The following is a 26,301-nucleotide window of genomic DNA, read 5'->3' on the forward strand; positions in this document are numbered from 1 at the left end:
CTGAGCTCCTGGACGTCTCAGGCCCGCCGGATGGTGACCCGGCCGGCCTTCAGGTCCACCCCGTGGGGCGGGTCGTCGCCGTCGGGTGACGGGATCACGTGACCGACGTTGTCCTGCTCCTTGAGGTCGCGCGCAGCGCGGGCGTTGCCGGGATCGAAGACGTCGATGAAGTTGCCGAGGCCGTCGCCGAGACCGGCGGAGACGCCTCGCCGGGAGGACCGCAGCGCCTTGTGGCACGCGGCGATCATCAGGCCGAGCACGGCGACGACAGCGATCCCGAACACGACCCAGGTCATGCTCGGCAGACTACGCCGATGCTCAAAGCAGCGAGGCGCCTTCGACGACGCCGAGCGGCTCGGCCGCGATGTCGGAGCGCCGCTGGAGTCCGTCGAACGTGATCAGGTCGGCGGCGGCGTACGCCCGCGAGCGCGCGTCGTCGATGTCGTAGCCCTTCGCGCGGACGGCCAGCACCCGGCCTCCCGCGGTGACCAGGTGGCGGTGGTCGGGCTCCTCGGGGGTGGAGGCGTCGACGATCGCCGTGCCGGCGTGGATCACGTCCACGTCGTTGATCGAGTTGGCGTTGCCGGCGCCGGTGATGACGTCGCCCTTCGAGGACGACTCGGGGTAGCCCGCCGAGGCCAGCACGACGGTCACCGAAGCACCGTCGGAGAAGGTCGGCGCGTCGACGGTGTCCAGCGCGCCCGTGGCCGCCGCGAGGAGCAGGTCGCCGAGGGAGGACTCCAGAAGAGCGAGGACCGGCTGGATGTCGGGGTCACCGAACCGGCAGTTGAACTCGATCACCTTCGGCCCCTTGGCGGTCAGCGAGAGCCCGACGTAGAGGCACCCGATGAACGGAGCGCCGCGCTTCTTCATCTCGACCAGGGTCGGCTGGACGACGGTCGTCAGCACGACGTCGGCCAGGTCCGGCTGCGCCCACGGCAGCGGCGAGTAGGCACCCATACCACCGGTGTTGCCGCCCTTGCCGCCGTCGAAGATCCGCTTGAAGTCCTGCGCCGGCTGCAGCGCGTAGGCCCGCGTCCCGTCGCAGATCGCGAAGAGCGAGACCTCGGGGCCGTCGAGGAACTCCTCGATGACGACCCGCTCGCAGGCGGCCGCGTGGGCCAGCGCCTCCTCACGGTCACGGGTCACGACGACGCCCTTGCCCGCGGCAAGGGCGTCGTCCTTGACGACGTACGGAGCGCCGAACTCGTCCAGCGCGGCGGCCGCCTCCTCGGGCGTGGTCGCCACCCGCGAGCCCGCGGTCGGCACGCCGGCCGCGGACATCACGTCCTTCGAGAACGCCTTCGACCCCTCGAGCTGCGCGGCAGCCTCTGACGGCCCGAAGACCGCGCTCCCCGCCTCACGGACCGCGTCGGCGACCCCGGCCACCAGCGGCGCCTCGGGCCCGACGACGACCAGGTCCACGCCCAGCTCGCCGGCCAGGGCGGCGATCGCGGGACCGGACATGATGTCCACGTCCCGGAGCGTGGCGAACGCCGCGATCCCGGGGTTGCCGGGCGCGGCGTACACCTCGTTCCCCTCCTGGGAGAGCTTCAGCGCGAGCGCGTGCTCACGACCACCGGTGCCGACGACGAGGATCTTGCGAGAAGTCACGCGCCAACCTTAGGTCAGCGAGTTGATGATGACCGTCTCGTCGCGGGCCGGGCCGACGCCGATGACCGACATCGGGGCGCCGGAGATCTCCTCGACGTACTTCACGTACGCCTGGGCGTTGGCCGGGAGGTCGGCGAACGACCGCGCACCCGAGATGTCTTCCTTCCAGCCCGGCAGCATCTCGAAGATCGGCTTGGCGTGGTGGAAGTCGGACTGGTTGACGGGCATCTCGTCGTGACGGACGCCGTCGACGTCGTACGCCACGCACACCGGGATCTCCTCGAGGCCGTCGAGCACATCGAGCTTGGTCAGGACGAAGTCGGTGACGCCGTTGACGCGGGCCGCGTAGCGGGCGATGACCGCGTCGTACCAGCCACAGCGGCGCGGGCGTCCGGTGGTCGTGCCGAACTCGTGGCCGTTGTCGCGCAGGTAGTCGCCCGACGCGTCGAAGAGCTCGGTCGGGAACGGCCCCTCCCCCACGCGGGTGGTGTAGGCCTTCACGATCGCGACGACCCGGTCGATCCGGGTCGGCGGGATGCCGGAGCCGGTGCAGGCGCCGCCCGAGGTGGCGTTGGAGGAGGTCACGAAGGGGTAGGTGCCGTGGTCGACGTCGAGCAGGGTCGCCTGGCCGCCCTCGAGCAGCACGGTCTCCCCCCGGTCGAGCGCCTGGTTGAGCAGCAGGCCGGTGTCGCAGACCATCGGCGCGATCCGGTCGGCGTAGGACAGCAGGTCCTCGACGACCGCGTCGACGGTGAAGCCACGGCGGTTGTAGACCTTGGAGAGCAGCTGGTTCTTCAGCTCCAGGGCACCCTCGACCTTGCCACGCAGGATCGACTCGTCGAAGAGGTCCTGGACGCGGATACCGATGCGGTTGACCTTGTCGGCGTACGTCGGCCCGATCCCGCGGCCGGTGGTGCCGATCTTGCGCGAGCCGAGGAAGCGCTCGGTGACCTTGTCGAGCTGGCGGTTGTAGTCGGCGATGACGTGGGCGCTGGCGGACAGCTTCAGCTTGGAGATGTCGACGCCGCGCTGCTCCAGACCGCTCAGCTCCTCGAAGAGGACCGCCAGGTCGACGACCACGCCGTTGCCGATCACCGGCGTCACGCCGGCGGTCAGGATGCCGCTGGGCAGCAGGTGGAGGGCGTACTTCTCCTTGCCGATCACCACCGTGTGGCCGGCGTTGTTGCCGCCGTTGAACTTCACGACGTAGTCGACGTGCTCACCGAGCAGGTCGGTCGCCTTGCCCTTGCCTTCGTCGCCCCATTGGGCGCCGATGATCGTGATCGCGGGCATGTGTTGCTCCTTCGCTCCGGACGGAGTCCCTCCGCCCTGCGGCGGCTGCTCAACGCACCATTACCTAGTGTGTGCTGGATCCATCAAATGCAGAAAGCCCTGGCAAGACCAGGGCTCTTGCGACCACACGCTAGCAAATTCGGACTCGTACGTCACAGCCAGGCTCGCCGTGCGGCCTCCACACCCGCCTCGAACCGTGAGGTCGCACCGAGCTCCTCGAGCAGTTCGGCGACCCGTCGCCGGACCGTACGCAGCGAGACTCCCAGCCTCCGGGCGATCTGCTCGTCCTGTGCTCCGCTGGCCAGCTCGGCGAGCAGCAGGCGGCGCTCAGCGCTCGGCAGGTCCTCGAGCTCGGCCGCCGGGAGGGCGCGGCGCCACAGCTCCTCGAAGTAGCTGGTCACCACCTCGACGATGCCCCGCTGGCGTACGTTGATGATCGGCTGCTCCACCGGCCCGAGCGGGTCCGGGAACATCGCGTGCGTGCTGCCGACCACCATCAGGTGCGTGCCGACGCGTGGCAGGATCCGGATCTCCTCACCGATCTCGACCCGCATCCGCAGTACGTCGGGTGAGTGCTTCAGCGCCGCCACCGGGTAGATGCCACGGCACCGGCGACCCGACTTGATCGTGGACTCGATGACCGAGATGAACCGCATCTCCGAGGGATGCACGGTCACCGCCGGGCGCAGCCACATCATGTCGCCCGAGGTGGCCGAGACCAGCCGCTCGAAGGTCTCCGGCGTGAACTCGGTCGCGATCACCTCGCCCTCGATCGGGTGCTCCTCGCCGATCTGGGCCGGGAGCCGCGCGGCGGTGCCGGCGACGTACGGCACCGACTGGGAGATCTTCAGCAGATGGTCGTGGGCGTCCTGGGCCCGGGTCGCGGCACGCTCCAGCATGTGGGCGACCACCGCCGTCGGGCTGAGCACGGTCAACGTCTCGCCGATGGAGACGACACCGCTGTCGACCAGCGGCGCGGCCTCTGCCAGCAGCTCCTCCTCGGAGGAGGACAGCGTCGCTGCCACGACCACCAACGGCCACCCGTTGAGCGGGAGAAGACGGCTGTAGAGCTGTGCCGCGCCCGGGTCGAACCCGAGCGCGGTCATCAACGTCTCCGACCGGCCGTTCTCCATACCTGGCACTGTAGTACCGGATACGGCGGTGGACCTTGACGAAGGAACGAGCCGCCGCCTCAGACCTCCGGCTTGAGCAGCGGGAAGAGGATCGTTTCGCGGATCCCTGCGCCGGTGAAGAGCATGATCGCCCGGTCCAGACCGAGCCCGAGGCCACCCATCGGCGGGGCGCCGTACTCCAGCGCGCGCAGGAAGTCCTCGTCGAGCTGCATCGCCTCGGGGTCGCCGCCGGCGGCCAGGAGGGACTGGGCGGTGAGGACATCGCGCTGCACGACCGGGTCGATCAGCTCGGTGAACCCGGTGCCGCGCTCGACACCGCCGATGATCAGGTCCCAGGCGAGCACCTTGCCCGGCTCCTCGTCGTTGATCCGCGCCAGCGGCTGGGCGATCGCCGGGAAGTCGCACAGGAAGGTCGGCTGGAGCAGGTGGGGCTCGACCAGCTCGCCGCACAGCTCCATGACGATCTTGGCCGCGTCCCAGGCCGGGTCGAGCTCGACGTCGTGCTTGTCGGCGAGCGCCTTCAGCGTGTCGACGTCGGTGTCAGGGGTGACCTCGACACCGACGGCCTCGGAGACGCCCTCGTAGACCGGCAGCCACTTCCACTCGCCGTCGAGGTCGATGACGCCGGCGTCCGTCTCCACCTGGCGCGAGCCCACCGCGTCGGCGGCGGCGAGGTACATCTGCCGCATCTCCTCGGCGATCGTGAACTGGTCGCCGTAGGCCTGGTAGGCCTCGATCATCGTGAACTCGGGGCTGTGCGTGGAGTCGACGCCCTCGTTGCGGAAGATCCGGCCGATCTCGTAGACCTTGTCGACGCCGCCGACGACCGCCTTCTTGAGGTTGAGCTCGAGCGCGATGCGCAGCGTCATCGGCTGGTCGAAGGCGTTCATGTGGGTGTTGAACGGCCGCGCGTGCGCACCACCGTGGATGAGCTGCAGGACCGGCGTCTCGACCTCGAGGAAGCCGTCGTCCTCCAGCCGGCGGCGGATCGCCTGGGTGATCTTCGCGCGCGTACGCACCATGTCGCGCGCCTCCTGGCGCACGATCAGGTCGGCATAGCGCTGCCGGACCCGGGCCTCCTCGGAGAGGTCCTTGTGGAGCACCGGCAGTGGCCGCAGCGCCTTGGACGCCATCTGCCAGCTCGAGGCCATGATGGAGAGCTCGCCGCGCCGCGAGGAGATCACCCGGCCGGTGACGGCGACGTGGTCACCGAGGTCGACTAGGCTCTTCCACTCCGCGAGCGACTCCTCCCCCACCTCGGCGAGCGAGAGCATCACCTGAAGACGGGTGCCGATGCCCTCCTGCAGCGTCGCGAACGCGAGCTTGCCGGTGTTGCGGACGAACATGACCCGACCGGCGACCGTGACCACGTCCTGGGTCTCGTCGCCGGCCTCGAGCTTGTCCTCGTAGGCCTCGCGCACCTCCGCGAGCGTGTGGGTGCGGCCGACCTCGATGGCGTACGCCTTCTTGCCCTCGGCCAGCAGGCGCTCACGCTTCTCGCGCCGGACGATCATCTGCTCGTTGAGGTCCGGTTCGGGCGCGTTGGTGGTCTGCTCAGTCACAGGGGCAAGGCTAGGCGAAATCGCTGGTCCTACGCGATTCGGTAATCAGCCGAGCAGGGTGTCGTACGCCGTAGGGCTGCTGTCGCGCAGGAACTCGCTGCAGCGCTCCCACTCCTCGGTCTCGCCGATCGCCTTGGCCTGCTCGGCGAGGAGGGCGAGGCTGGTCAGGAAACCGCGGTTGGGCTCGTGCTCCCACGGCACCGGGCCGTGGCCCTTCCAGCCGTTGCGGCGCAGCATGTCGAGCGAGCGGTGGTAGCCGACGCGGGCGTAGGCGTAGATGGTCACGTCCTCGGCGCCGGCCTCCTTGGCGGCCGTGGCGAGCGCGGCCCAGGCAGAGGGCGAGGCCGGGTGGCGGCGTACGACCTCGGCGGGGTCGGTGCCGGCGGCCAGCTCGTCGGTCGCGGGGTCGGCGGGGAGGTGGGTCGGCGGCGGTCCGGCCATCAGGTCCTGGTGGGTCATACGCACCATTGTGCCCGCAGCCACCGACCGACTTTCCCCGGGCAGACCGATCAGGGAGATGTCGGCGCGCGGGTGTTGACTGTGGCCATGACCCAGCCCGTGACGCAGACGACCGCAGCGCAGACGACCGAGCACCCGTGGCGGGCGCTGGCCGCGCTGTGCATCGGCTTCTTCATGCTGCTGGTCGACATGACGATCGTGACCGTCGCGACGCCGGACATCATGGCCGAGCTCGACGCGAGCGCCAACGCGGTGCTGTGGGTGACCAGCGCCTATCTGCTGGCCTACGCCGTACCGGTGCTGATCATGGGCCGGCTCGGTGACCGGTTCGGGCCCAAGTGGGTCTACATCGCCGGCCTGGCCGTCTTCACCGCCTCGTCGCTGTGGTGCGGGCTCGCCGGAAGCATCGAGTCGCTGGTCGCGGCGCGGGCGGTGCAGGGTCTCGGCGCGGCGATGATGACGCCGCAGACGATGGCGACCATCACCCGGATCTTCCCGGCGGAGCGGCGGGGCTCGGCGATGGCGCTGTGGGGCGCGACCGCCGGCGTCGCGACGCTCGTCGGCCCGCTCGCGGGCGGGGCGCTGGTCGCGGTCGGCGGCTGGGAGTGGATCTTCTTCGTCAACGTGCCGATCGGCATCATCGCGATCGTCCTCAACTGGCTGATGGTCCCTGCGTTGGAGACCCACGCGCACGTCTTCGACTGGCTCGGGGTGGCGCTCAGCGGCATCGGGATGTTCTGCGTGGTCTTCGGTCTGCAGAACGGCGAGCAGCGCGGCTGGGACGCCGTCACCTGGGCGCTCGTCGCCGGGGGCGTCGCGATCATGGCGCTCTTCGTCTGGTGGCAGGCGCGCAACCGCAAGGAGCCGTTGGTGCCGCTGTCCATCTTCACCGACCGCAACTTCTCCGTGTCCAGCCTGGCGATCTCCTGCATGGGCTTCGCGGCCGTCGCGCAGGGCTTCCCGCTGATGCTCTACGCCCAGCTCGTCCGCGGCTACACCGCGCTCGAGGCCTCCCTGCTGATGGTCCCGATGGCCTTCGTCTCTCTCCTCGCCGCGCCGCTGGTCGGCCGGCTGAGCGACCGGATGCATCCGCGGCTGCTGACCGGCGTGGCCTTCTTCCTCTGCTCCCTCTCGCTCTTCTGGCTCGCCGTCCCGATGACCGTCGACTCCCAGCTGTGGCAGCTGCTGGTGCCGATGGCCGTCTTCGGCCTCGGCTCCGCCGCCGTGTGGGCGCCTCTCGCGGCGACCGCCACCCGCAACGTGCCCATGCGGCTGGCCGGCGCGGGCGCCGGCGTCTACAACGCCACCCGGCTCGTCGGGTCGGTGATCGGCTCCGCCGGGGTCGCCGTGCTCATCGACCTCCGCCTCAACGCCCACGGCCTCGGTGGATCGCTCGCGGGCGGCCACGAGACCGCGGCAGGCTCCTCGGTCCCGCCCGCAGTGGCCACGGAGTTCGCCGAGGCGATGTCGGAGGTGATGCTGCTGCCGGCGGCCGCCCTGGCGGTCGGCTTCGTGGCGGTGCTCTTCTTCACCACCCCGCGTCACATGGTGAAGCCGTCAGCCTAGGGCGACCGAGAGCGGCAGCCCGCGGCACGGGATCATGTCCCGGGCAGTGGTGAGCGGGGCACCGGTGGCCAGCTGCGGGTCGGCCGAGACGATCGCCTTGCCGTGGCCGTTGACCAGCGTGGCACCGGCCTCGCGCAGTCCCGGCAGCAGCATCGTCTCGAGCGTCTCGACCAGGGTGTCCGCCCCCGCGACGCCGACCATGCGGCCCCCGGCGTAGACCGGCATCGTGGTGGTCATGACGTACTCGTCGGTGCAGACGAAGTCGACGTACGGCCCGACGAGGGTCAGTTCCCCCGTGCGCTCCGGGGTGCGGTACCAGGGCTGGCGGGTGTAGTCGATCGCCTCTCCCGTGCCCGGCGCATCGGCGTCGCCGAGGAAGTCACGCTCCTCGCCCTGCCACCAGACGAGGTAGAGCCGGCGGTCGCTGAGCACGCCCGGGGCCGCGACGAAGCCACCACCGATGAGGTTGGGGTTGCGCAAGAACTCCAGCGAACCCGGCTCGAGCCGCTCGCGCAGGGATGCGGTGGTGACCGGGCCGGCCTCGAAGAGGGCGGCCACCTCGCTGCGTACGCGCTCGAGCTCGGTCACGATCGGCCCGAAGTGCTGCTCGACCTGAGCCACACAGTCGATGGGAGTCATGGTCTTCGTCATCGTCGCACCGCCTCATGGATCTCGGCCAAGCGTTCAAGGGAGTGGGCGACGTGCTCGCGTACGCTCTCCCGTGCCCTGACAGCATCTCCTGCTGCCAGGGCTTCGACAAGCTCCTGGTGGCGGGTCGCCGTGGCCTCCCGGAAGCCCGGCTCGTTGAGCGGGATCCGGAGCAGCGCGCCGAAGTCGGCCTCCTGGCGCACCACCTCGCGGGTCATCCGGGCCGACTGGGTCAGCGCGGCCACCGACAGGTAGAGCTCGCTGTCGGCGCTGCGCCAGCGGGCCACGTCGCTGACGTTGAGCGGGATCAGCAGGTCACGCAGGTCCTCGACCTCGTCAGGGTCCGTACGCTCCGCCGCGATCTCCGCACACCCCGTGAGCACCACCAGGTAGACCGTGGCCCGGTCGCGCAGCTCGACCCGCGACATCGACGCGAGCCGGTCCTCGACGAGGTCGCCGCTCTCGGGTGCACGTACGAACGAGCCACCGCCCCGACCCCGGGTCGTCACCACCAGGCCCTTGGCGCGCAGTGCGACCAGCGCCTCCCGTGCGGTGACCGTCGCGACTCCGAGCATCTGGGCCAGCTCCGGCTCGCTGGGGAGCCGCTCGCCGTGCGCGAGCACGCCGGAGCGGATCGCCTCCGCGAGCCGGTTCTCGACGCGCGCCGCCCGGCCCTCGTCGCCGATCGGGGCGAAGATGGCCGCGCGAGCTCGGGACGTCATCACACGCACACCGAAATCCTAATGTATGGATCTAGATGATTCGGCCCCCAGATCTGTTCGAATCTGTTCGAATGAGCACAGAAAGTTCATGAATTTCGTCTTAACCATCTGGATCCATGGGCGTTTCTATGCCTAACCTGAGCCCACGACTGACGCACACTTGTGTCGGTCACCCAAGATCGTCGGATGTCCAGGGCTTGTGGGGGGCGCTGGGCATCCGACTCCTTGGTTTTGGGTCGTTTGCGCCCGGGCGGGCCCGGATGCTCACCGAGGTAACTCGGTGAACGGTCGCTTCCTTCGGCGAACTCCACGAAGTCAGTGCGTGCTCACCGAGGTACCTCGGTGAGCATTCGGCGTGCTCTCGACCGTCCCGGGATACGACAGGGCGGGGAGAGCCTCTCGGCTCTCCCCGCCCTGTTTCTCGGCGTGTGTCGGCTAGAACACCGCGGCCACGGCGCTGGTCAGCGCGTCACCGATGTTGTCCAGCAGGCCACCCTCGTCCTCCTCGGCGGGAGCTTCCTCGGTCGCCTCGTCAGCAGGCTCCTCGGTCGTCGGCCGCGCGGCCGGGGACTCCGACTCGCTCGGCGTCGCCTCCGGCTCGGCCGGCTCCTCAGCAGGAGCCTCAGCGGTGTCCTCGCCGCCCGGGAGGATGTCATCCAGACCCGGCAGCAGTGGCGAGTCTTCCTCGGCCGGCTCCTCGACCGGAGCCTCCACGTCAGGAGCCTTCACGTCTGGGGCGTCGGACGGAACCGGGCTCTCGCCCGGAGCGTCGGACTTGTCCTCGCCCGGGGTGTTGGAGCGGAGCGCGCTGTTGCCCTTGAGCTCCCTGGCCTCGCTGCCGTCGGAGTTCACCGTCAGCCTCCGGCTGGGGGCCGACTCGTTGCCGTCACCGTCGATCGCGGTCACCGTGACCTCGGTCGTGTCCCACAGCAGGACACAGGTCGCCTCGAAGGTGGTCTCACCCGTGACCGTGCCACCGAAGCACAGACCACCGTTGACGCCGATCCGGTAGTCGATCTCCGAGGCCGGCGTGACGCCATCCTCGTCAGTCGACGGATTCCACGTCAGCGTGAAGCCGAGCGGGCCCTCGTTGCTCGCGTCGAGACCGGTCGGGACCGTCGGCGCGATCTTCGTGGTCGTGCCCGAGACCCCGGCGGAGCGCGCGGACTCGTTGCCGGCACCGTCCACGGCCTGCACGGAGTAGGTGTACTCCGTACCAGCCTTCAGGCCGGTGTCCTCGAGGGAGGTGTTGCTGCCGGCCGCGATGAGCTCGCCATCGCGGTAGAGGTTGTAGGAGACGTCGTCGACGCCGCCCTCGTTGTCCTCGGACTCGGACCAGCTCACGTCGAGCGTGCTGTCGCTCGGGTCGCCCGCTTCAACGGTCAGGTCCGCAGGCACCTCGGGCGCCGTGACGTCCATGACGCAGTCGACCTCGTTGCTGTCCCGGGACTCGTTGCCGGCCTTGTCGGTCGCGGTGACCCAGAACGTGTAGGTCTCCCCCGCCCGCAGGTCGTTGAAGGTCGCCGAGGTCTTGTCGGTATCACCCGGGTCGCCAGCGTTGGGACGCGACGTCACCGTGTAGTAGTCGATCCCGCTCTTGTCCTTCGCCTCGGACCAGTCGATGGTCACCGAGGTGTTGCTGTTCACGACACAGGCGTTGACGTTGACCGGGTCAGGAGCAGTCTCGTCCTCCTCCGGGTCCTCGGGGCCCGGGTCCTCCGGGTCAGGGTCCTCGGGGCAGAGCAGGCCGAGCGGGAGCAGGCAGTCGTCGTCGCCGTCGTCCGGCGGGGTGGTCGGCTCACCGTCACCCGGCGGGGTGGTCGGCGGAGTCGGCTCCTGGCACTGGGTCAGGTCCGGGCGGATCTCGCAGATGTCCACACCGGCGCCCGGCGGACGAGTGTCCTCGCAGGCGCTCGGGTCGAGCTCACAGGTCGGGGTGCTGCCCGACGGGACGTTGCCCGCGGGGATGAAGGTCACGCCAGTGTTCGCAGCCGGGACGATGTCGTCGTCGACGACCTCCGGCTCGTCGGAGTCCTTCTCCGACGGCTTGTCGTCAGGCTCAAGAGTGTCCGGATCACTGGGGAGCGAAGACTCCCCGGTGGTCGGATCCTTCTTCGGCGAGCTCTGTGTATCGCTGTTTACGGTGCACGAGAACAAGACGAGCAGCAGGATCAGAATGATCGCGCCTATGACGATTCCGCCGATTGTGCGGTTTCGCGCAGTGGTTTCCATACCGAGGATGTCCCTCCCAAGATCAACGCCGAGGGGACGGTCCGACCTTGTTACCCGAGGGTCGCCGTCCAGCTAGGGCATTGAATCGCTTTACCAATGACCGGCACAACGACATAAGCCCGAGTTTGCTATGCCGTGCACCACAACGTTTTCCGAACCGGGACCATTGGCCCATCCCCGGCGTGTGATCAGCCGATGGAGTTGCCCGCAGAACCGAGATGCTGGGCACCCTCGACGACCCGAGTGGCCATACTGGCCTCAGCGAGCTTGCCCCACGCGCGAGGATCGTACTGCTTCTTGTTTCCGACCTCGCCGTCGACCTTCAGAACGCCGTCGTAGTTGGCGAGCATGTGGCCGGCGACCGCGCGGGTGTAGGCGTACTGGGTGTCGGTGTCGATGTTCATCTTGACCACGCCGTAGGAGACCGCCTCGGCGATCTCCTCGGCGCTCGAGCCGGAGCCGCCGTGGAAGACGAGGTCGAACGGCTTGGCGCCGGCCGGGAGGCCGAGCTTGGCGACGACCGCGTCCTGGGCGTCACGCAGGATCGAGGGCCGGAGCTTGACGTTGCCCGGCTTGTAGACGCCGTGCACGTTGCCGAAGGTGAGCGCGGTCAGGTAGCCCTCGACGCCCAGCGCGTCGGCGGTCGCGATGGCGTCCTCGGGGGTCGAGTAGAGCTTGTCGTCGATCGCTCCGACGATGCCGTCCTCCTCGCCACCGACCACGCCGACCTCGATCTCGAGCACGATGTGGGCAGCCTTCGCCGTCGCCAGCAGCTCCTCGGCGATCTGCAGGTTCTCGGCCAGCGGCACCGCGGACCCGTCCCACATGTGGCTCTGGAACAGCGGCGCCTCACCGCGCTGGACGCGCTCGGCGGAGAGCTCGAGGAGGGGACGTACGAAGCCGTCGAGCTTGTCCTTGGGGCAGTGGTCGGTGTGGAGCGCGATGTTGACGTCGTAGGACTTGGCGACCTCGGTCGCGTACGCGGCGAAGGCCACCGAGCCGGTCACCATGTTCTTGACCGTGGGGCCGGAGAGGTACTCCGCGCCGCCCGTGGAGATCTGGATGATGCCGTCCGAGCCGGCCTCCGCGAACCCGGCCAGCGCCGCGTTGAGCGTCTGCGACGAGGAGACGTTGATCGCGGGGAAGGCGAAACCCTTCTCCTTCGCGGTCGCGAGCATCTCGGCGTACTTCTCGGGGGTGGCGATGGGCATCTGGAGGTTCTCCTTGAGATCCGTTGTCGACCGGTGCGCTGGTGGCCAGCGTAATGCGCCTCCGACCACCCGTTGCCAACGCTCGGAGTTGGATCGATCAAGCAGGACAACCGATCTGCCGCGCGATCCGTATCCACGGGTGAGACTGACCTTGGAGGAACCATGGACTGGCACGACGTCCTCGATCGGGCGATCCCGCAACCCCCACCCATACCCGCGGATCCGGCTGCCCTGGTGGCCGCCGGGAAGCGGGCCGTACGCCGTCGACAGGCCGTCGCCGCAGGCGGGACCGCCCTCCTCGTCGCGTCGGTGATCGGCCTGGGATCGGCGTACGCACCGTGGAGCGACCGGGCGGCACCCACCCCACCGATCGCGACCCAGTCGGACGCCGACGAGGCACCCGGCGTCTACCCGACACAGCCGCCGTTGAGCGACGCCTCCCCCCTCAGGTACGACTTCGACACGAAAGAGGTCACGCTCCAGGACGGCTGGGAGGAGACCGGCCGGATCGAGCGGAAGGAGATCCGCCGACTCCTCGGACACGACTATGCCCAGCTGTTCCTCGCCGCGACCGACGGGAGGAAGACGATCTATGCGAACTTCATGAACCCGACCGAGATCGCCTACGCCGACGCGGCGCAGACCAACGGGAAGAGCCTCAGCGAGTGGGCCGAGGACGTGGCCGCGCACCACGTCAAGCCCCGATGGTCGGTCGGAGGGTCGATCCGGGTCGGCGGCGGCTGGACGGTCACGCGCGAGATCGACAACCCGCTCGACTATGACCTGCCCTGGGACTCAGACGCAGCCGTCGCGGAGCGCGAGGGCATGGAGGTGTGGATCCTCTTCAGCGGCGACCGACCGAAGGGCGGTGGCGGCGGTCAAGGCTACGGGGTGGCGTACGCCGCTCCGGGGCAGACCATCGACGGATACCTCGCTCACGAGAGAGAGCGGATCGACAGGGAGATGGCCGCGTCGGCGGGCGGATACAGCGCGAGCATGTCCGAGGCGGTCGAGTTCGGAACCGGATCGGAGCTGGTCCCGGCCGAGGACGGCGTGGAGATTCTCGAGCAGGTCGCCGACCCCGACCTCGGAGAGAAGTTCGCCGAAGGCGCCACCCGGTCCGCGGCGGCTCGGATCACCATCAAGGGGAAGGAACAGGTCGCCATCGCTCGCGAGAAGGACGGCCTCACGCTCGTCTACACCATCGAGGTGGCGGACGAACGCCGATCCGAGGATCGCACCACACGTTCCCTCGCGGACGTCCTGGCCATCGTCAAGGCCATCGAGACCGACGAGGAGACGGGCGGAGGGTCGTTGTTCCCGTGAGCACACGTGATGAGGCATTCTCCGGGTTCGTCGCCGCACGACGCCCGCATCTGCTGCGAACTGCCTATGCCTTGTGCGGCGACTGGCACCGGGCGGACGACCTGGTGCAAACGTCGCTGCTGAAGCTGTACGCCTCGTGGCGACGGGTGGAGCCGGGGTCGGAGGAGGCGTACGTCCGGACGATCCTCGTCCGCGCCCACATCGACCAGACCCGGCGGCCGTGGTGGAAGCGGGAACGCTCGGGCGACATCCCGGAGCGGCCGATGCCGGCCGCGCAGTTCGAGGAGCGATCGGAGCTGTTCGCGGCGCTGCAGGCGCTGCCCGAGATGCAGCGCAAGGTGGTCGTCCTGCGCCACTGGCTGCAGCTGTCGGTCGCCGAGACCGCGCGCGAGCTGCGGATCAGCGAGGGCACCGTCAAGAGCCACTCCTCGCGCGGGCTCACCGCGCTGCGTACCTGCCTGGAGTCGGGAGACGCCTCCCGGACCTGACCCGCCAGCAGGAGACAGAGCAAGAACGGTCGGGCGGGCATGCCTCTGACGCGCCTAGCGTCGGGGGCATGCCCAAGGTCACCTACTTCACCGCGACATCACTGGACGGCTACATCGCCGATGAGAACAGCTCGCTGGACTGGCTCTTCCAGACAGAACACGGCGACGACGAGACGTCCTGGGAGCGGCTGATGGCGGAGTCGGCTGCGCTGGTGATGGGCGGCACGACGTACCGGTGGATGATCGACCACGATCCGGAGATGCTGACCGGGCCCGAGAAGTGGCGGGAGTACTACGACGAGCGGCCGGTGTGGGTCTTCACGCATGCGACGGATCTGCCGAAGGTCCAGGGCACGCAGCTGCGGTTCGTCCAAGGCGATGTGAAGCCCGTCTACGACAAGATCGCGGCCACCGTCGACGGCGGGATCTGGCTCGTGGGCGGTGGCGACCTGGTCGGCCAGTTCGACGACGCCGGTCTGCTCGACGAGGTCGTCGCCGGGATCTGTCCGGTCACCCTGGGTGCCGGAGCACCACTGCTCCCCCGCCGCATCACCAGCAAGCGGATGCGCGTCATCGACGTCCTGCAGACCGGCCAGCAGGTGCAGATCCGCTACCGGATCGAGAGGCGCTGAAAGCCCCCGCTGCCGCCCGGCCCCGAGGCCACGCACCCACGAAAGTGGAGCACATCCGGGCGACCCGGGAGTTAACTTTAGCGGGTCCTGTTCTCATGGATGACACCGGGTCGTAACGGGTTTACAACCACCCGAATTGACTATGCCCCGCTGGGCATCTCGCTGCGAGGATTCAGCCGCCACATCCCACCCATTCGAAAGCACGATCATGTCTCGTCTTCGTGCCGGCGCACTCGCGCCTGCGCAGAAGCCCATGACGGCTGCCCTCATCCTCGGGCTCGTCATCGGTGTCTTCTCCCTCATCGGACTCACCGCCACCAAGGCCGACGCGGCAGTGCCGCCCAAACCCACGGTCGGCACCTGCTACAACTACGGCTGGACCGCCTACGGCGCTTGGTCCCAGACCGGCAAGAAGGTCTCGTGCAGCGATGCCCACACCGCGAAGACCATCGCGTTGGGGACCCTCCTGAGCGGTACGACCCGCACCGAGGAGTCCATCTACCGCTCGGCCAGCCTGGAGCACATCTCCAAGACGTGCATCCGCGCACTGCGGAACAAGCTGGGCAGCACGTACTCGAAGCGCAACCAGTCGGCGTACAACTCGGCGTTCTTCGTGCCGAACGCCGAGCAGTTCAGGGCCGGCCAGCGCTGGTTCCGCTGCGACGTCGTACTGCTCGGCAAGGACACCCTCAAGAACCTGCCGACCAACCGGGCGAGGTTCCTCGAGGGCGTATCGCTCACCCAGCGGACCCGCGGCTGCCTGAGTGCGAAGTTCGTCGGGCCCTACTCGTGCCTGAGCTCGCACACCTACAAGTCGATCTCGGCCTTCAAGAAGGCCGGTACGACCTACCCGACCGCTGCCTCGTTCGAGCGGGCCGTCGGCGCCAACTGCCCGGCCCGGACGAGGGCCTACGAGGTGCCGGGCAAGTGGGAGTGGCAGACCGGCGACCACTGGGTCGTCTGCTACGAGCGGAACAGCAACTGATCCGCTGATCGGTCACGACGCGTCGATCCCCCGGGGTGCTCCCCCGGGGGATCGATGCATCTGCGGGGGGTCCGGTCAGCCGCGCCAGGCCTGCTCGGAGGAGAGATCGGCGTGCTGGACGACCCAGGAGTGCATCGCGATCGCCGCGGCCGCGGAGGCGTTGATGGACCGCGTCGAGCCGAACTGGGCGATCGAGAAGGTCCCGTCGACGCTCTCGCGCGCCTGCTCGGAGAGCCCGGGGCCCTCCTGCCCGAACAGGAAGCAGACCGACTTCGGCAGCTCCATGGTCTCCAGATGGAGCGAGCCGGGCAGGTTGTCGATGCCGAGAAGGCGTACGTCTCGTTCATGGAGGTACGCCGCGAGCGCGGGCACGTCCGGGTGGTGATGGACGTGCTGGTAGCGGTCGGTGACCATCGCGCCGCGGCGGTTCCAGCGGCGGTTGCCGACGATGTGCACCTCGGCGGCCAGGAAGGCGTTGGCGGTGCGGACGATGGTGCCGATGTTGAAGTCGTGCTGCCAGTTCTCGATGGCGACATGGAAGCCGTGGCGGCGCCGGTCGAGGTCGGCGACGATCGCCTCGAGCGTCCAGTAGCGGTAACGGTCGACCACGTTGCGGCGGTCGCCGTTGGCCAGCAGCTCAGGATCCCAGTGCTCACCCTCGGGCCATTCACCTGGCCACGGGCCCACTCCGACCTCCGGCTGCCCGTGGGGCATCGGGTCGTATGGCGCTCTGGAATCAGCCTCGGACGGTCGTGTCTCGTTCATCGCCGAGTCAGAATATTCGACAACAAGAGTTGTTACCTATGGGTACCGTAGGGGCCGTGACAGGTGCGGGGAATTTTGCGCCGATGTTGGCCGGTTTGGAATGGATGAGTCCGGACTTTCTGCTGGCCACTTTCGGCGAGCCGCTCTTCTGGATCAGCCTGATCATCATCTTCATCGAGTGCGGTCTCTTCTTCCCGTTCCTCCCCGGTGACAGCCTCCTGATCGCGCTCGGAATCTTCATCGCCACCGGAAAGATCGACATCTTTCCCGGGCCTCCCGGCGTCGAGATCGTGCTCGCGATGCTCTTCTTCGTCGCGGCGGCATTCGCCGGCAACGTGACCGGCTATGAGATCGGCCGAAAGATCGGTCCACGGCTCTATGAACGCGACGGCCGCTTCATCAAAAAGAGGCATTTCGACCAGACCCGTGAGTTCTTCGACAAGCACGGCAACAAGGCGTTGGTGATCGGCCGGTTCATCGCTTTCGTACGCACCTATGTCACCGTCGTCGCCGGAGTCACCCACATGGACCGGCGACGGTTCTACTTCTGGAGCCTCGTCGGCGGCGTGCTGTGGGTGCTCGCGGTGACGCTGTTCGGCTTCTTCGTCGGATCCCGCTGGCCCTGGCTGGCCGACAACATCGACTACCTGATCCTGCTGCTCTTCGCGCTCGCGTTCCTGCCCGCGATGGTGGAGTGGTGGCGTCGGCGGCGTACGGCCTCCCGGCTCGCCGGGGACCTCGACCACGACGGTCATGCGGACCGCGACATCCTCGGCATGGCCGTGCCGCCGCGCACGCCGGCGGACGACGACGCCGAGACCCGGGCGGACCACTAGCGCGTCAGGCGCCCTCGGGCGAGTCGCTCCAGGGCTTCCTCGATCACCTCGCGCTGCTTGGTGAAGGTCCACCTGACCAACTGCTTCCCGGCGTCGGTGTCGTAGAACCCCTGCAACGGGATGGCCACGACGCCGGCCCGCTCGGGCAGCGCCCGGCAGAACTCCAGCCCGTCGTCCCAGCCGAGGTCGGTGATGTCGGAGACGGCGAAGTAGGTGCCCTCCGGGATCGTCACGTCCAGACCGATCCGCTTCAGCCCGTCGCAGAGCAGGTCGCGCCGACCCTGCAGGTCGAGGGCGAGCTCCTTGGGCCAGTGGTCGAGATGCTCGAGCGCGTACGCAGCGGCCGGCTGCAGCGGGGCACCGGAGGTGAACGTCAGCCACTGCTTGGCGCCCAGCAGCGCCTGGACCAGGTGCTCGGGGCCGGTCGCCCAGCCGACCTTCCAGCCGGTGAAGGAGTAGGACTTGCCGATGCTCGACAGGGTCAGGGTGCGCTCGCGCATCCCGGGGAGCGTCGCGATCGGAATGTGTGGCGTCCCGTCGAAGGTCAGGTGCTCGTAGACCTCGTCGGAGACCACCGTCAGGTCGTGCTCGACCGCGAAGGCGGCGACCGTCTCCAGCTCCTCACGGGTGAGCACCGTGCCGGTCGGGTTGTGCGGGGAGTTGAGCAGCAGCACCTTCGTCTTCGGTGAGACAGCGGCCTCCAGCGCCTCGCGCGGGAGCCTCCCGCCCGCCGCGGACGCGTCCAGGCTCAACGTCACCGGGCGACGTACGCCGCCTGCGAACTGCACCATGGCCGGGTAGCTGTCGTAGTAGGGCTCGACGAGGATCACCTCGTCGCCCGGGTCGACCAGGGCCAGGATCGCCGCCGCGATCCCCTCGGTGGCGCCGGTGGTCACCGCGACCTCGCGCCCCGGGTCGAAGGTCAGGCCGTAGTGGCGTTCCTGGTGGGCCGCGACCGCCTCACGCAGCGCCGGGATGCCCGGGCCGGGGGCGTACTGGTTCCGTCCGCCTTCGAGGGCAGCGACGGCTTCCTTGATGATCTCGTCGGGTCCGTCCACGTCCGGGAAGCCCTGGCCGAGGTTGACCGCGCCGGTGGCGGCGGCCAGGGCGGACATCTCGGAGAAGATCGTCGGCGGGATGCCGTGGAGTCGTCGCGCGGTCATAAGACTTAGGCTAGGGGCCGTGACAACCGACGCTGCCCTTGCTGCCGACATCGACGCCACCTGCCGCCTGCACGGGGAGTTCACGCTCCGCTCGGGGCAGGTCAGCGACACGTACTTCGACAAGTACCTCTTCGAGGCGAACCCGGCTCTGCTGGACCGCGTCGCAGCACGGATGGTCGAGCTGCTCCCGGAAGGGACCGAGCTGCTCGGCGGCCTCGAGCTCGGCGGCATCCCGATCGTGACCATGGTGTCGGCCAAGACCGGCATCCCGGCGATCTTCATCCGGAAGAAGGCCAAGGAGTACGGCACCGCCAAGCTCGCCGAGGGCCCGTCCTTCGAGGGCAAGCGCGTGACCCTGATCGAGGACGTGATCACCTCCGGTGGTGCCGTACGCGACGCCGTCAACGCGCTCCGTCCGCTTGGTGCGGTCGTGGACACTGTGGTGTGTGCGATCGACCGGTCGCCCGAGCCCGGCGAGTCCCTGCGCGACGTCGAGCTGGAGATCCGGTCGGTGCTGACCCGGGCCGACCTGGACGCGGTCAACGCGGCCTCCTAGGGGATCCACAGCTCAGGTCGCTAGGCTTCGGCCGCCCCGGCCCACCCACACACTTCGAAGAGAGCATCATGATCCTCACCGCCACCCAGCCCGAGGAGCTCACCGGCGTCGCCGGCTGGGCGGTCGACCTGATGGACAAGCTCGGCCCGGTGGGTGCGGGGCTCGGCATCGCGCTGGAGAACCTCTTCCCGCCGCTGCCCTCGGAGATCATCCTGCCGCTGGCCGGGTTCACCGCCGCGCAGGGCCGCTTCACGATCGCCGAGGCGCTGATCTGGACCACGCTCGGCTCGGTCGTCGGCGCGCTCGTGCTCTACCTGATCGGTGCCGCCATCGGCCGTGAGCGGGTCTACTGGGTCGGCGAGAAGCTGCCGCTGGTCAAGACCTCCGACCTGGAGAAGACCGAGGCGTTCTTCGAGAAGTACGGCGCCTGGACGGTCTTCTTCGGCCGCTTCATCCCGATCTTCCGGTCGCTGATCTCGGTGCCGGCCGGGGTCACCAGGATGCCGATCTGGAAGTTCCTGCTCCTCACCACCGTCGGCTCGGCGATCTGGAACACCATCTTCGTCGTCGCCGGCTACCAGCTCGGCGACAACTGGGAGAAGGTCGAGCCGATCGTCGGCCGCTTCCAGAACATCGTCATCCTGGTCGTCGCGGTCGCGGTGGTCGCCTGGATCGGCCTGCGCGTCTACAAGATCGTGCGCGGATCCGACAACGGGGCCAAGGACGACTCGCTCGTCTCCTGACCCCGCTGCCGGGATCGGCGTCAGTCGGTGAGCTCCTTCATCTGGACGTTGCGGTAGTAGACGGTCTCGCCACCGCCGTGGTTCTGCATGCCCACGAAGCCGGCCAGGTCGCGGGCGGGATCGGTGCTGGTGAAGTCGTTCACCAGCTTCCCGTTGAGGAAGATCTTGACGTTCGATCCCTCGACGCGGATGTCGTACGAGTTCCACGACCCGACCGGCTCGAGCGCGGCCGAGATGGCCTCCGGATCGGCTCCCTGGAAGGTGTAGATGGCGCCGGTGGTGCGGTCCGGGGCGTCGCTGGCGTCGATCTGGACCTCGTAGCCCTGGTTGACCGCGACCCACGGGTCGTTGCCGGGGTTCGGGAAGCCGATGAAGACACCGCCGTTGTCATCGCGGACCAGCTTCCAGTCCAGCCTCAGGCTGTACTCGCTGAACTCCTTCTCGGCGTACCACAGCAGGCCCAGGCCGTTGGTCGTACGCAGGGAGCAGTCGTCCTGCCGGCCGAACGAGCCCGGTCCGGCCATCCGCCACGAGGCCAGTGAGCTCAGGGTGCCGTCGAAGAGCGACGTGTAGCCCGCGGCGGGTCGCTGCGGCGTACAGATGTCCTCGCCGCCGCCGACCTTGAGGGAGTCGAAGTTGACGTTCCCCTCGTCGCCCTGGTCATAGCGCAGGGTGATCCGGTTGACCCCGGCCTTCAGCCTCATCGACCGGGTCGCGGTGCCCCAGGTCTGCCAGTCGCCGGTGGACTCCAAGGCCCATGGCTCGACCTCGGTGCCGTTGAGGTAGACCGAGACCCGCTTGGTGCCGGGCGCCGGGTCGGGGCCGTTGGCGTAGCGCAGCCGGACCGGATACGTCCCGGCTCGAGCGACCTCGGCGTCGAAGGTCACCGAGGCGCCGACGTTGCCGAAGCCGTCGACGAACCCGGAGCCGGAGTAGCCGTTGTGCTCGACCGCGACGTTGGCGCTGCCGCGCAGGGTCGCCTGCTCCGCCTCGAGGTAGTTGCGATCGGCCGGCGAGACGTACCCCGGGATCTCGTTGAGGGTGTACCAGGCCTCGGTGTTCCACAGCTCGTCGCCACCGACGGCTGTGAACGGCCGCGGCGAGCGCAGGTGCACGACCCGGCCCTCCTCCAGGCCGTCCACGGTGAGGGTCACCGAGGTGCGGTCGTCGGAGACCGTGGCCCGGGAGACGAACAGCGGTCGCTCGTCGACCTTCGGACCGCCGTACGTCGGCCGCGGCGCGTAGCGCCAGTGGGTCATCCGGAACGCGGCGTTCGGGTTCGCGGCGATCTTGTCGACCGTCTCCTGGGACAACGGCTGGGTGTACCGGATCTTGAAGCCGTTCTTGGTGGCGCGCATCTGGTGCATGTCGAACGCCTTGCCGTCGGTCGGGCTCATCCGCTGCAGTCCGTAGCGGAGCTTGCCCGGCTCGCTCCAGTTGCCGGCCTCGCCGATGCCGCCGACGTAGATCGATCCGTCGGGGCCGAGCAGGGTGCGGTTCACGCCCGCCTCGAGGCCGGCGGACCAGCGGAAGACCGCGCCCTGGTACTCGCCCTCGACCTTCTCCAGGAAGCCGCGCTGCAGGCCGCCGTAGGTGACGTCGCCGAAGAGCATCTGACCGGCGTACGCACCCTTCTCCAGCATCATCGGGCTGCTCGGGGAGTTGCCGATCTCGCCCTGCGGCACCCACAGGGCCGGTCCGGTGACGGGCTTGTCGTCGAACGGGCCGGACGGGTTGGTGTAGTGGTTGAAGAACCTTCCGGGCTTGACGTGCACCAGCTTGGAGCTGGGCAGCCAGGCGCCCTGGTTGTCCATCACGAACAGGTCGCCGCCCGGTCCGCGCATCATCCCGTTGGGCGTACGCAGACCGCCGGCGAGGTAGGTGACCTCACCGGTGTCGCGGTCGATCTTCAGCGTCGTGCCGCGGTTGCGCGCCGGCTGCGGGTCGGTCGTCGCGCCGCCGAAGTTGATGGCGACGGACAGGTTGACGTAGAAGCTCTCCTTGTCGTGGAGGAGGCCGAAGGCGAACTCGTGGAAGTTCTCACCGAAGGGCCACTCCGCGACCTTCCGGTGCTGGTCGTAGAAGCCGTCTCCGTCGGGGTCGGTCAGCTCGGTGAGCTGGTCGCGCTCGGAGACGAAGATCGACTCGCCGATGACGGCGACGCCCATCGGGTTGAACAGGTCGGTCGCGACCTTCTCCACCGTGACGTCCTCGGGCCCGGTGGCGGTGCGGGGGTTGCTGAGCAGGAAGATCTCGCCCGGCTCGGGGTCCTCGACCCAGCCTGAGGGGCTCACCGACCCGGAGGTCACCACGGCGAGCCGGCCGTCCGCGGCCCAGTCCATCGCGGCCACCATCGGCTCGAAGCCCTCCGGCCGCAGGTCGGTCAGGTCGTACCCCGGGTGGACGCTGTCCAGCTGCATGCCGTCACCGGCGGTGTCGTCCTGTCCCTCGCAGTACTTCGTGCCGGGCGCGGTCACGCGAACCACCCCGGCCTCGGTGCTCAGGACCTCGGTCGGCACCAACACGAAGTCAGCGGCACCCGGCGGGCGCCACTGCAGGCGCAGCACCTCGCCGCCGCCGTCCTCGAAGTGCTCCACGCGCAGGTCGTGGTAGCCCTCGCTCAGGGTGACGGTGCCGTCCTTGGCGGTCTCGCCGTGGAGGCCGTCGTGGTCGATGACCTCTTCGCCGTCGATGACCAGCCGGGAGCCGTCGTCGCTGATCAGCCGGAAGTCGTAGGACCCGGCAGTCGCGATGTTCAGGTTGGCCAGCGCGTGGGAGATGAACCGGTCGGCGAGGCCGAAGTCGGCGGGCGAGTCGTAGTCGATCAGCGAGGTGAGCTTGTCGACGTTGGGCGTCTGACCGGCGCGCAGCGTGCACAGCTGGTCGATGGGTCGTGCCATGTCGTAGGTGCGCAGCGTGACGCCGGGCTCCTGCGGTGGCAGGTCCGCCTGCTCAGCGGCGGTGGCCGGGCCACTGCCGAGGAGCGCGGCCACGACCGACAGGCCGGCGAGTGAGCCGAGCACGGCCCGGGACGGGGGGATATGGATCATCGGGGCCTCCACGAGGGGATGTGACGAGTGCCACACCTGAAGGTAGGGGCGCCGACGAACTTCGTCAAGAAGTTTTGGAACTTTCGCAAGTCAGTTTGCAATGTCCTGACTTGGCTGGGCTCGAGGTCGTCAGAGCTGCTGGTGCGTCGGCGGTCCCGCACCCGGCATCGACGGCGGCTGCCAGGGGTCGGCAGGCTTCTTCCGAGCGAACCAGTTGCCTGCCCTGCCGACGTACAGCATCAGCAGCGCGGCGATGATCAGCGCGGGATAGAGCACCACGAAGAGCGAGAGCAGCGCGGCGACCGAGCCGACCACGGTGAGCAGGATCCGGGCCACCTTGGAGCGGAACAGCACCATGATCCCGAGCGGGATGGCGATCAGGCTGAGTACGCCGCAGACGGCGAACCAGATGATCATCGCGAGCGTCACGCCCTTGTCCGAGGACGTCGGGTCGTTGTAGTCGGCGATCCCCGCAGGCACCATGAACACCGAGATCAGCAGAGCGATCACCGACCCCACGATCGTCATGACCGACGCCGCGACCACCGTCCCCGGGCGGGTGTCGGGATCGGGCTGCGGATAGTGAGGGCGAAGGTACGCCGGGGGCGGCTGCCCCATCGCGTACTGGCCGTAGGCCGGGGGCGCCTGGCCCCATCCCTGGGGCTGCTGCGGCTGTGTCGGCTGCGGGGCGGCGTACGGCTGGGGTGTGGCGTACGGCGTCGGGGGCGGCGGCTCCTGCCCCTCGAACGGCGGCTTGCCGCCGTAGGGGTTGTCGAAGGAGCCGAACTGATCTGACATGCCGCGGAGCCTATCCGGCCCGCGGTGTCACCTGTTGCGGAACCACGCGGCGACCTCGGGTCGCAGCAGGAACGAGAAGGTCGCGACCGCGGCGCCGAAGATGACCACCGCCGGCGGGAAGGCGAGAGCGAAGAGGAGCAGCGAGAGCGCCGACACGCCTGCGGAGATCATCAACGCGACCCGGGCCCAGGAGTGGCGGCGGATCGCGAAGGCGGCGAACACGGCGGCGGCGACGCAGACGAGCGCGACCAGCACGGCCGTGATCCAGACCGAGGCGACGATGATGTCGGTGGTGTAGAGCCCCGCCATCTCCCGCATCCTCGGGTCGCCCTCCGCCTGCTTGCGCACCTGCTCGAGGATCAGGTCGGGGTTGGCGGTCGCGGTCACCGCCGAGGCGAGCATCATCAGCGCGGTCAACCCGGACCCGATCCAGGTGAGCACCGCCGCCGCCGTCACGGCGCCCGGACGGCGCTTGGGCGCTGCCTTGGCGGGCTGGGCGATCGCACCGGTCCACGGCGGCGGCTGATGCTGCGAGAGCCGAGCCGGTCCGGAGGTCGAGCCGGTCGCGGCGGACGGGGTCTCAGACGGAGCCGGCGCGACGTACGACTCCTGGTCGGGATCGCCGCTGTCGAGCGCCTCCCGCTTGGTCGGTGAGACGCCGTCGAACCAGTCGCGGGTGGGCGACATCCAGAGGAGTACGACAGCCACCGCGGACAGCGTGGACCAGAACCCTCCGCCGAACATGCCGGCGAAGAAGAGCGGCGCCGCGATGACCGTGAGCGCGAGCCGGGCCTGCTTGTTGCGCTGCAGCACATGCCAGCCGAGGATCACCGCCGCTGCAGCCATGGCACCGGTGACCAGCGCCATCACGTGCATCAGATCGAGGACGTTGTCGAGGCCGATCCCCGAGCCGGCCAGCGGAGGCTCGGCCAGCACCTCCTCCACCCGCTCCCGGGTGTCCAGGCTGCGCAGCCCGGAGATCTGGTCCCAGGCCGTCACCACGGTGAGCAGTGAGCCGAGCACGATGAGCCACCCGGCGAGGGTGGCCTGACCGGGGCGGGGAAGCTTCGTTTCAGACATGTCGGGAATCATTTTCTCATCCCTGCCAACCCCACCCGCCGAGAGGGCGGCCGCGTCGGCCGAGACGTCGCCTACGTCGTCCGGGAAGTCGCTCGCGTCGGCCGAGTGCGCACGGCGGTGACAGCTCGGCCGACGCACGTGACGCTTCGGCTCGCGCACGCGACGCCTCGGCCGACGGGAGCGCCTATTCGGCGCGAAGGCGGTCGAAGGCCTTGGGTGCGGTAAGAGTCGGAAGGGCCTCGGCGATCTCCTTCGCGCACGCGGCCGGGGTCGCGGTGGTGGAGTCGACGCGGATGTCGTACGGGTGCGAGTAGACCAGGGTCTGCGACCGGGCGAGGCCGGCGGGCCGGTCGCCGCGGGCGGCCTCCCGGCGTTCGAGCTCCTCGGGCGAGCACCAGACCTCGACGAGGGTGACGTCGTAGCCGTCGAGCACCTCGAGCAGGTCCTCGAGCCGCCACGCCTCGCTGAGCGGGTAGTCCATGATCACGTCGTTGCCGACCGACGCCAGGGCCGCGACCGCGCGGTGGTAGCCGAGCCGGGTCCGCCGCAGCATCTCGGCGATCCCGGCGTCGTCGAGCTCCCGCGTATGGACCGTCGACCGCATCCCGCTGATCCCATCGACCGGCACGAAGAACCACGGTTCCTCGAGCAGCGGCAGCAGTTCCTGTCCGATGCTGCTCTTGCCCGAGCTCGACGCCCCGTTGAGCAGGATGATCCGACCGTTGCGCATGCGGTCAACCTACTGGCCTTGGCTCAAGCCGCGTCGAGGTGATCCTCGGGCTTCTCACCCAGGTCACGCAGCGCCTGCACCAGGGCACGGCGGGCCTTTCGGGCAGAGCGGCCGTACGGGATGAGGACGACCGATACGTCACCGTCCGTGAGCCAGAGACCGGCACTGACGTCGTCGCCACCCAGATATCGGATCCAGATTCCCTCCCGAGTGACCTCCAACCGACTCCGGTCCAGGACGATGTCGGCAGCCTCGGCATCCTTGCCCCACACCTCCAGCCGGTCCGGCAGCACGATCACTGCCGCAGTCTGCAGCCACCCGGACCTCAGCCTCACGACCTTCCCGACACGATCGTCGACGGTCACTTCGGCAGCCTCACCGACAACGGTCGGGATGCCAGGAAACATCTCTTCGAACTGCGCCACGAACCTCCGCATCGACCGATCTGCGCGGGTCGCGATCGCCCAGATCACCAACGGCGGGCCGATCCAGACCGCGATGAGGAAGTAGCCGACGTCGTCGTACGCCCGGGCTAGTCCATCCAACACCTGGTCCAGCATTTCGCGCCTCCGACTCGTACCGGGCCTCGATCATCCCGCCGAGAATGCAGTTGTGGGCGACGAAACGGCAGTTTCGTCGCCGACTCGGTCACCGACGTACCCCGCGAGGTGACCCCGTCGCGCGAGACCCGAACCCGCGAGATGGCATC

25 protein-coding genes are annotated in these 26,301 nt (G+C 68.9%); 8 read left to right on the forward strand and 17 right to left on the reverse strand.

Translation table 11 applies throughout. The features are described from left to right. Window positions 1–17: 17 nt before the first annotated feature. From ABTX24_RS27480 to ABTX24_RS27505, 6 genes are all read right to left on the reverse strand, one after another. Window positions 18–296, reverse strand: a complete 279-nt coding sequence (locus tag ABTX24_RS27480) for a resistance to Congo red protein (protein ID WP_160026668.1) — start codon at window positions 294–296, stop codon at window positions 18–20. A 22-nt stretch (window positions 297–318) separates the two neighbouring features. Further along, on the reverse strand, window positions 319–1,614 hold the full coding sequence (gene purD / locus ABTX24_RS27485) for a phosphoribosylamine--glycine ligase (protein ID WP_350844188.1): 1,296 nt from the start codon (window positions 1,612–1,614) through the stop codon (window positions 319–321). Between the two features lie 9 nt (window positions 1,615–1,623). After that, complete coding sequence (locus ABTX24_RS27490; protein ID WP_160026666.1) at window positions 1,624–2,907, reverse strand: adenylosuccinate synthase; 1,284 nt, start codon at window positions 2,905–2,907, stop codon at window positions 1,624–1,626. A gap of 152 nt (window positions 2,908–3,059) precedes the next feature. Further along, window positions 3,060–4,040 (reverse strand): helix-turn-helix transcriptional regulator, encoded by a 981-nt coding sequence (locus tag ABTX24_RS27495; RefSeq protein WP_160026665.1) that lies wholly within the window; start codon window positions 4,038–4,040, stop codon window positions 3,060–3,062. Window positions 4,041–4,099: 59 nt separating this feature from the next. Next, window positions 4,100–5,602 carry a lysine--tRNA ligase gene (lysS, locus tag ABTX24_RS27500; protein ID WP_350844190.1) on the reverse strand — a complete coding sequence of 501 codons (1,503 nt, stop codon included), beginning with the start codon at window positions 5,600–5,602 and terminating at the stop codon, window positions 4,100–4,102. A gap of 45 nt (window positions 5,603–5,647) precedes the next feature. Continuing rightward, window positions 5,648–6,061 (reverse strand): DUF3151 domain-containing protein, encoded by a 414-nt coding sequence (locus ABTX24_RS27505; protein ID WP_350844192.1) that lies wholly within the window; start codon window positions 6,059–6,061, stop codon window positions 5,648–5,650. An 87-nt stretch (window positions 6,062–6,148) separates the two neighbouring features. Here ABTX24_RS27505 and ABTX24_RS27510 point away from each other — a divergent pair, with 87 nt between their 5' ends. Further along, a complete protein-coding gene (locus tag ABTX24_RS27510; RefSeq protein WP_350844194.1) occupies window positions 6,149–7,627 on the forward strand; it encodes a DHA2 family efflux MFS transporter permease subunit in 1,479 nt (492 codons plus the stop codon). Here ABTX24_RS27510 and ABTX24_RS27515 read toward each other — a convergent pair. The 4 genes from ABTX24_RS27515 to fbaA all read right to left on the reverse strand — a co-directional run bounded on the left by ABTX24_RS27515 (window position 7,619) and on the right by fbaA (window position 12,614). Continuing rightward, window positions 7,619–8,278 carry a cache domain-containing protein gene (locus ABTX24_RS27515; RefSeq protein WP_160026661.1) on the reverse strand — a complete coding sequence of 220 codons (660 nt, stop codon included), beginning with the start codon at window positions 8,276–8,278 and terminating at the stop codon, window positions 7,619–7,621. The genes ABTX24_RS27510 and ABTX24_RS27515 overlap by 9 nt on opposite strands. After that, a complete protein-coding gene (locus tag ABTX24_RS27520; RefSeq protein ID WP_350661264.1) occupies window positions 8,275–8,997 on the reverse strand; it encodes a FadR/GntR family transcriptional regulator in 723 nt (240 codons plus the stop codon). Before ABTX24_RS27520 ends, ABTX24_RS27515 begins: the two co-directional genes overlap by 4 nt. A gap of 435 nt (window positions 8,998–9,432) precedes the next feature. Beyond that, complete coding sequence (locus ABTX24_RS27525; RefSeq protein ID WP_350844196.1) at window positions 9,433–11,154, reverse strand: fibronectin type III domain-containing protein; 1,722 nt, start codon at window positions 11,152–11,154, stop codon at window positions 9,433–9,435. 263 nt (window positions 11,155–11,417) lie between these two features. Beyond that, on the reverse strand, window positions 11,418–12,614 hold the full coding sequence (fbaA, locus tag ABTX24_RS27530) for a class II fructose-bisphosphate aldolase (RefSeq protein ID WP_350844197.1): 1,197 nt from the start codon (window positions 12,612–12,614) through the stop codon (window positions 11,418–11,420). Between fbaA and ABTX24_RS27535 the strand changes: the two genes are divergently transcribed. The 4 genes from ABTX24_RS27535 (at window position 12,603) to ABTX24_RS27550 (ending at window position 15,871) form a co-directional block, all read left to right on the forward strand. After that, window positions 12,603–13,766 carry a hypothetical protein gene (locus ABTX24_RS27535; RefSeq protein WP_350844198.1) on the forward strand — a complete coding sequence of 388 codons (1,164 nt, stop codon included), beginning with the start codon at window positions 12,603–12,605 and terminating at the stop codon, window positions 13,764–13,766. The two genes, fbaA and ABTX24_RS27535, sit on opposite strands and share 12 nt — an antisense overlap. Further along, window positions 13,763–14,254 carry a SigE family RNA polymerase sigma factor gene (locus ABTX24_RS27540; RefSeq protein ID WP_350844200.1) on the forward strand — a complete coding sequence of 164 codons (492 nt, stop codon included), beginning with the start codon at window positions 13,763–13,765 and terminating at the stop codon, window positions 14,252–14,254. The genes ABTX24_RS27535 and ABTX24_RS27540 overlap by 4 nt, the downstream gene beginning before the upstream one ends. 68 nt (window positions 14,255–14,322) lie before the next feature. Next, a complete protein-coding gene (locus ABTX24_RS27545; protein WP_350844202.1) occupies window positions 14,323–14,886 on the forward strand; it encodes a dihydrofolate reductase family protein in 564 nt (187 codons plus the stop codon). A 253-nt stretch (window positions 14,887–15,139) separates the two neighbouring features. Beyond that, window positions 15,140–15,871 carry a septum formation family protein gene (locus ABTX24_RS27550; RefSeq protein ID WP_350844204.1) on the forward strand — a complete coding sequence of 244 codons (732 nt, stop codon included), beginning with the start codon at window positions 15,140–15,142 and terminating at the stop codon, window positions 15,869–15,871. 75 nt (window positions 15,872–15,946) lie between these two features. On the opposite strand, the gene ABTX24_RS27555 is transcribed toward ABTX24_RS27550, so the two are convergent. After that, window positions 15,947–16,636 carry a TrmH family RNA methyltransferase gene (locus ABTX24_RS27555; protein ID WP_400466628.1) on the reverse strand — a complete coding sequence of 230 codons (690 nt, stop codon included), beginning with the start codon at window positions 16,634–16,636 and terminating at the stop codon, window positions 15,947–15,949. A 104-nt stretch (window positions 16,637–16,740) separates the two neighbouring features. Here ABTX24_RS27555 and ABTX24_RS27560 point away from each other — a divergent pair, with 104 nt between their 5' ends. Beyond that, on the forward strand, window positions 16,741–17,472 hold the full coding sequence (locus tag ABTX24_RS27560) for a DedA family protein (RefSeq protein ID WP_350844206.1): 732 nt from the start codon (window positions 16,741–16,743) through the stop codon (window positions 17,470–17,472). On the opposite strand, the gene ABTX24_RS27565 is transcribed toward ABTX24_RS27560, so the two are convergent. Then, entirely contained in the window at window positions 17,469–18,635 is a 1,167-nt protein-coding gene (locus ABTX24_RS27565; RefSeq protein WP_350844208.1) for an aminotransferase class I/II-fold pyridoxal phosphate-dependent enzyme, read from the reverse strand. The two genes, ABTX24_RS27560 and ABTX24_RS27565, sit on opposite strands and share 4 nt — an antisense overlap. Before the next feature lie 19 nt (window positions 18,636–18,654). Here ABTX24_RS27565 and pyrE point away from each other — a divergent pair, with 19 nt between their 5' ends. Together pyrE and ABTX24_RS27575 are read left to right on the forward strand one after the other, a co-directional pair. Then, window positions 18,655–19,191: an orotate phosphoribosyltransferase gene (gene pyrE, locus ABTX24_RS27570; RefSeq protein WP_201451205.1), complete on the forward strand. Its 537-nt coding sequence runs from the start codon at window positions 18,655–18,657 to the stop codon at window positions 19,189–19,191. A 68-nt stretch (window positions 19,192–19,259) separates the two neighbouring features. After that, entirely contained in the window at window positions 19,260–19,934 is a 675-nt protein-coding gene (locus tag ABTX24_RS27575) for a DedA family protein (protein ID WP_350844210.1), read from the forward strand. A gap of 20 nt (window positions 19,935–19,954) precedes the next feature. Here ABTX24_RS27575 and ABTX24_RS27580 read toward each other — a convergent pair whose 3' ends face one another. The 5 genes from ABTX24_RS27580 to ABTX24_RS27600 form a co-directional block, all read right to left on the reverse strand. After that, window positions 19,955–22,984: a 3-keto-alpha-glucoside-1,2-lyase-like domain-containing protein gene (locus ABTX24_RS27580; protein ID WP_350844212.1), complete on the reverse strand. Its 3,030-nt coding sequence runs from the start codon at window positions 22,982–22,984 to the stop codon at window positions 19,955–19,957. A 129-nt stretch (window positions 22,985–23,113) separates the two neighbouring features. Next, window positions 23,114–23,782, reverse strand: coding sequence for a hypothetical protein (locus tag ABTX24_RS27585; RefSeq protein ID WP_350844214.1), 669 nt, complete (start codon window positions 23,780–23,782; stop codon window positions 23,114–23,116). Window positions 23,783–23,809: 27 nt separating this feature from the next. Further along, entirely contained in the window at window positions 23,810–24,862 is a 1,053-nt protein-coding gene (locus ABTX24_RS27590; RefSeq protein WP_350844216.1) for a hypothetical protein, read from the reverse strand. A gap of 184 nt (window positions 24,863–25,046) precedes the next feature. Then, window positions 25,047–25,592: a chloramphenicol phosphotransferase CPT family protein gene (locus ABTX24_RS27595; protein ID WP_350844218.1), complete on the reverse strand. Its 546-nt coding sequence runs from the start codon at window positions 25,590–25,592 to the stop codon at window positions 25,047–25,049. A gap of 23 nt (window positions 25,593–25,615) precedes the next feature. Next, on the reverse strand, window positions 25,616–26,140 hold the full coding sequence (locus ABTX24_RS27600; RefSeq protein ID WP_350844220.1) for a hypothetical protein: 525 nt from the start codon (window positions 26,138–26,140) through the stop codon (window positions 25,616–25,618). Between the last annotated feature and the right edge of the window lie 161 nt (window positions 26,141–26,301).

Origin of the sequence: Nocardioides sp. NPDC127514, from assembly GCF_040302125.1 — a bacterium.
Classification (GTDB): Bacteria; Actinomycetota; Actinomycetes; order Propionibacteriales; family Nocardioidaceae; genus Nocardioides.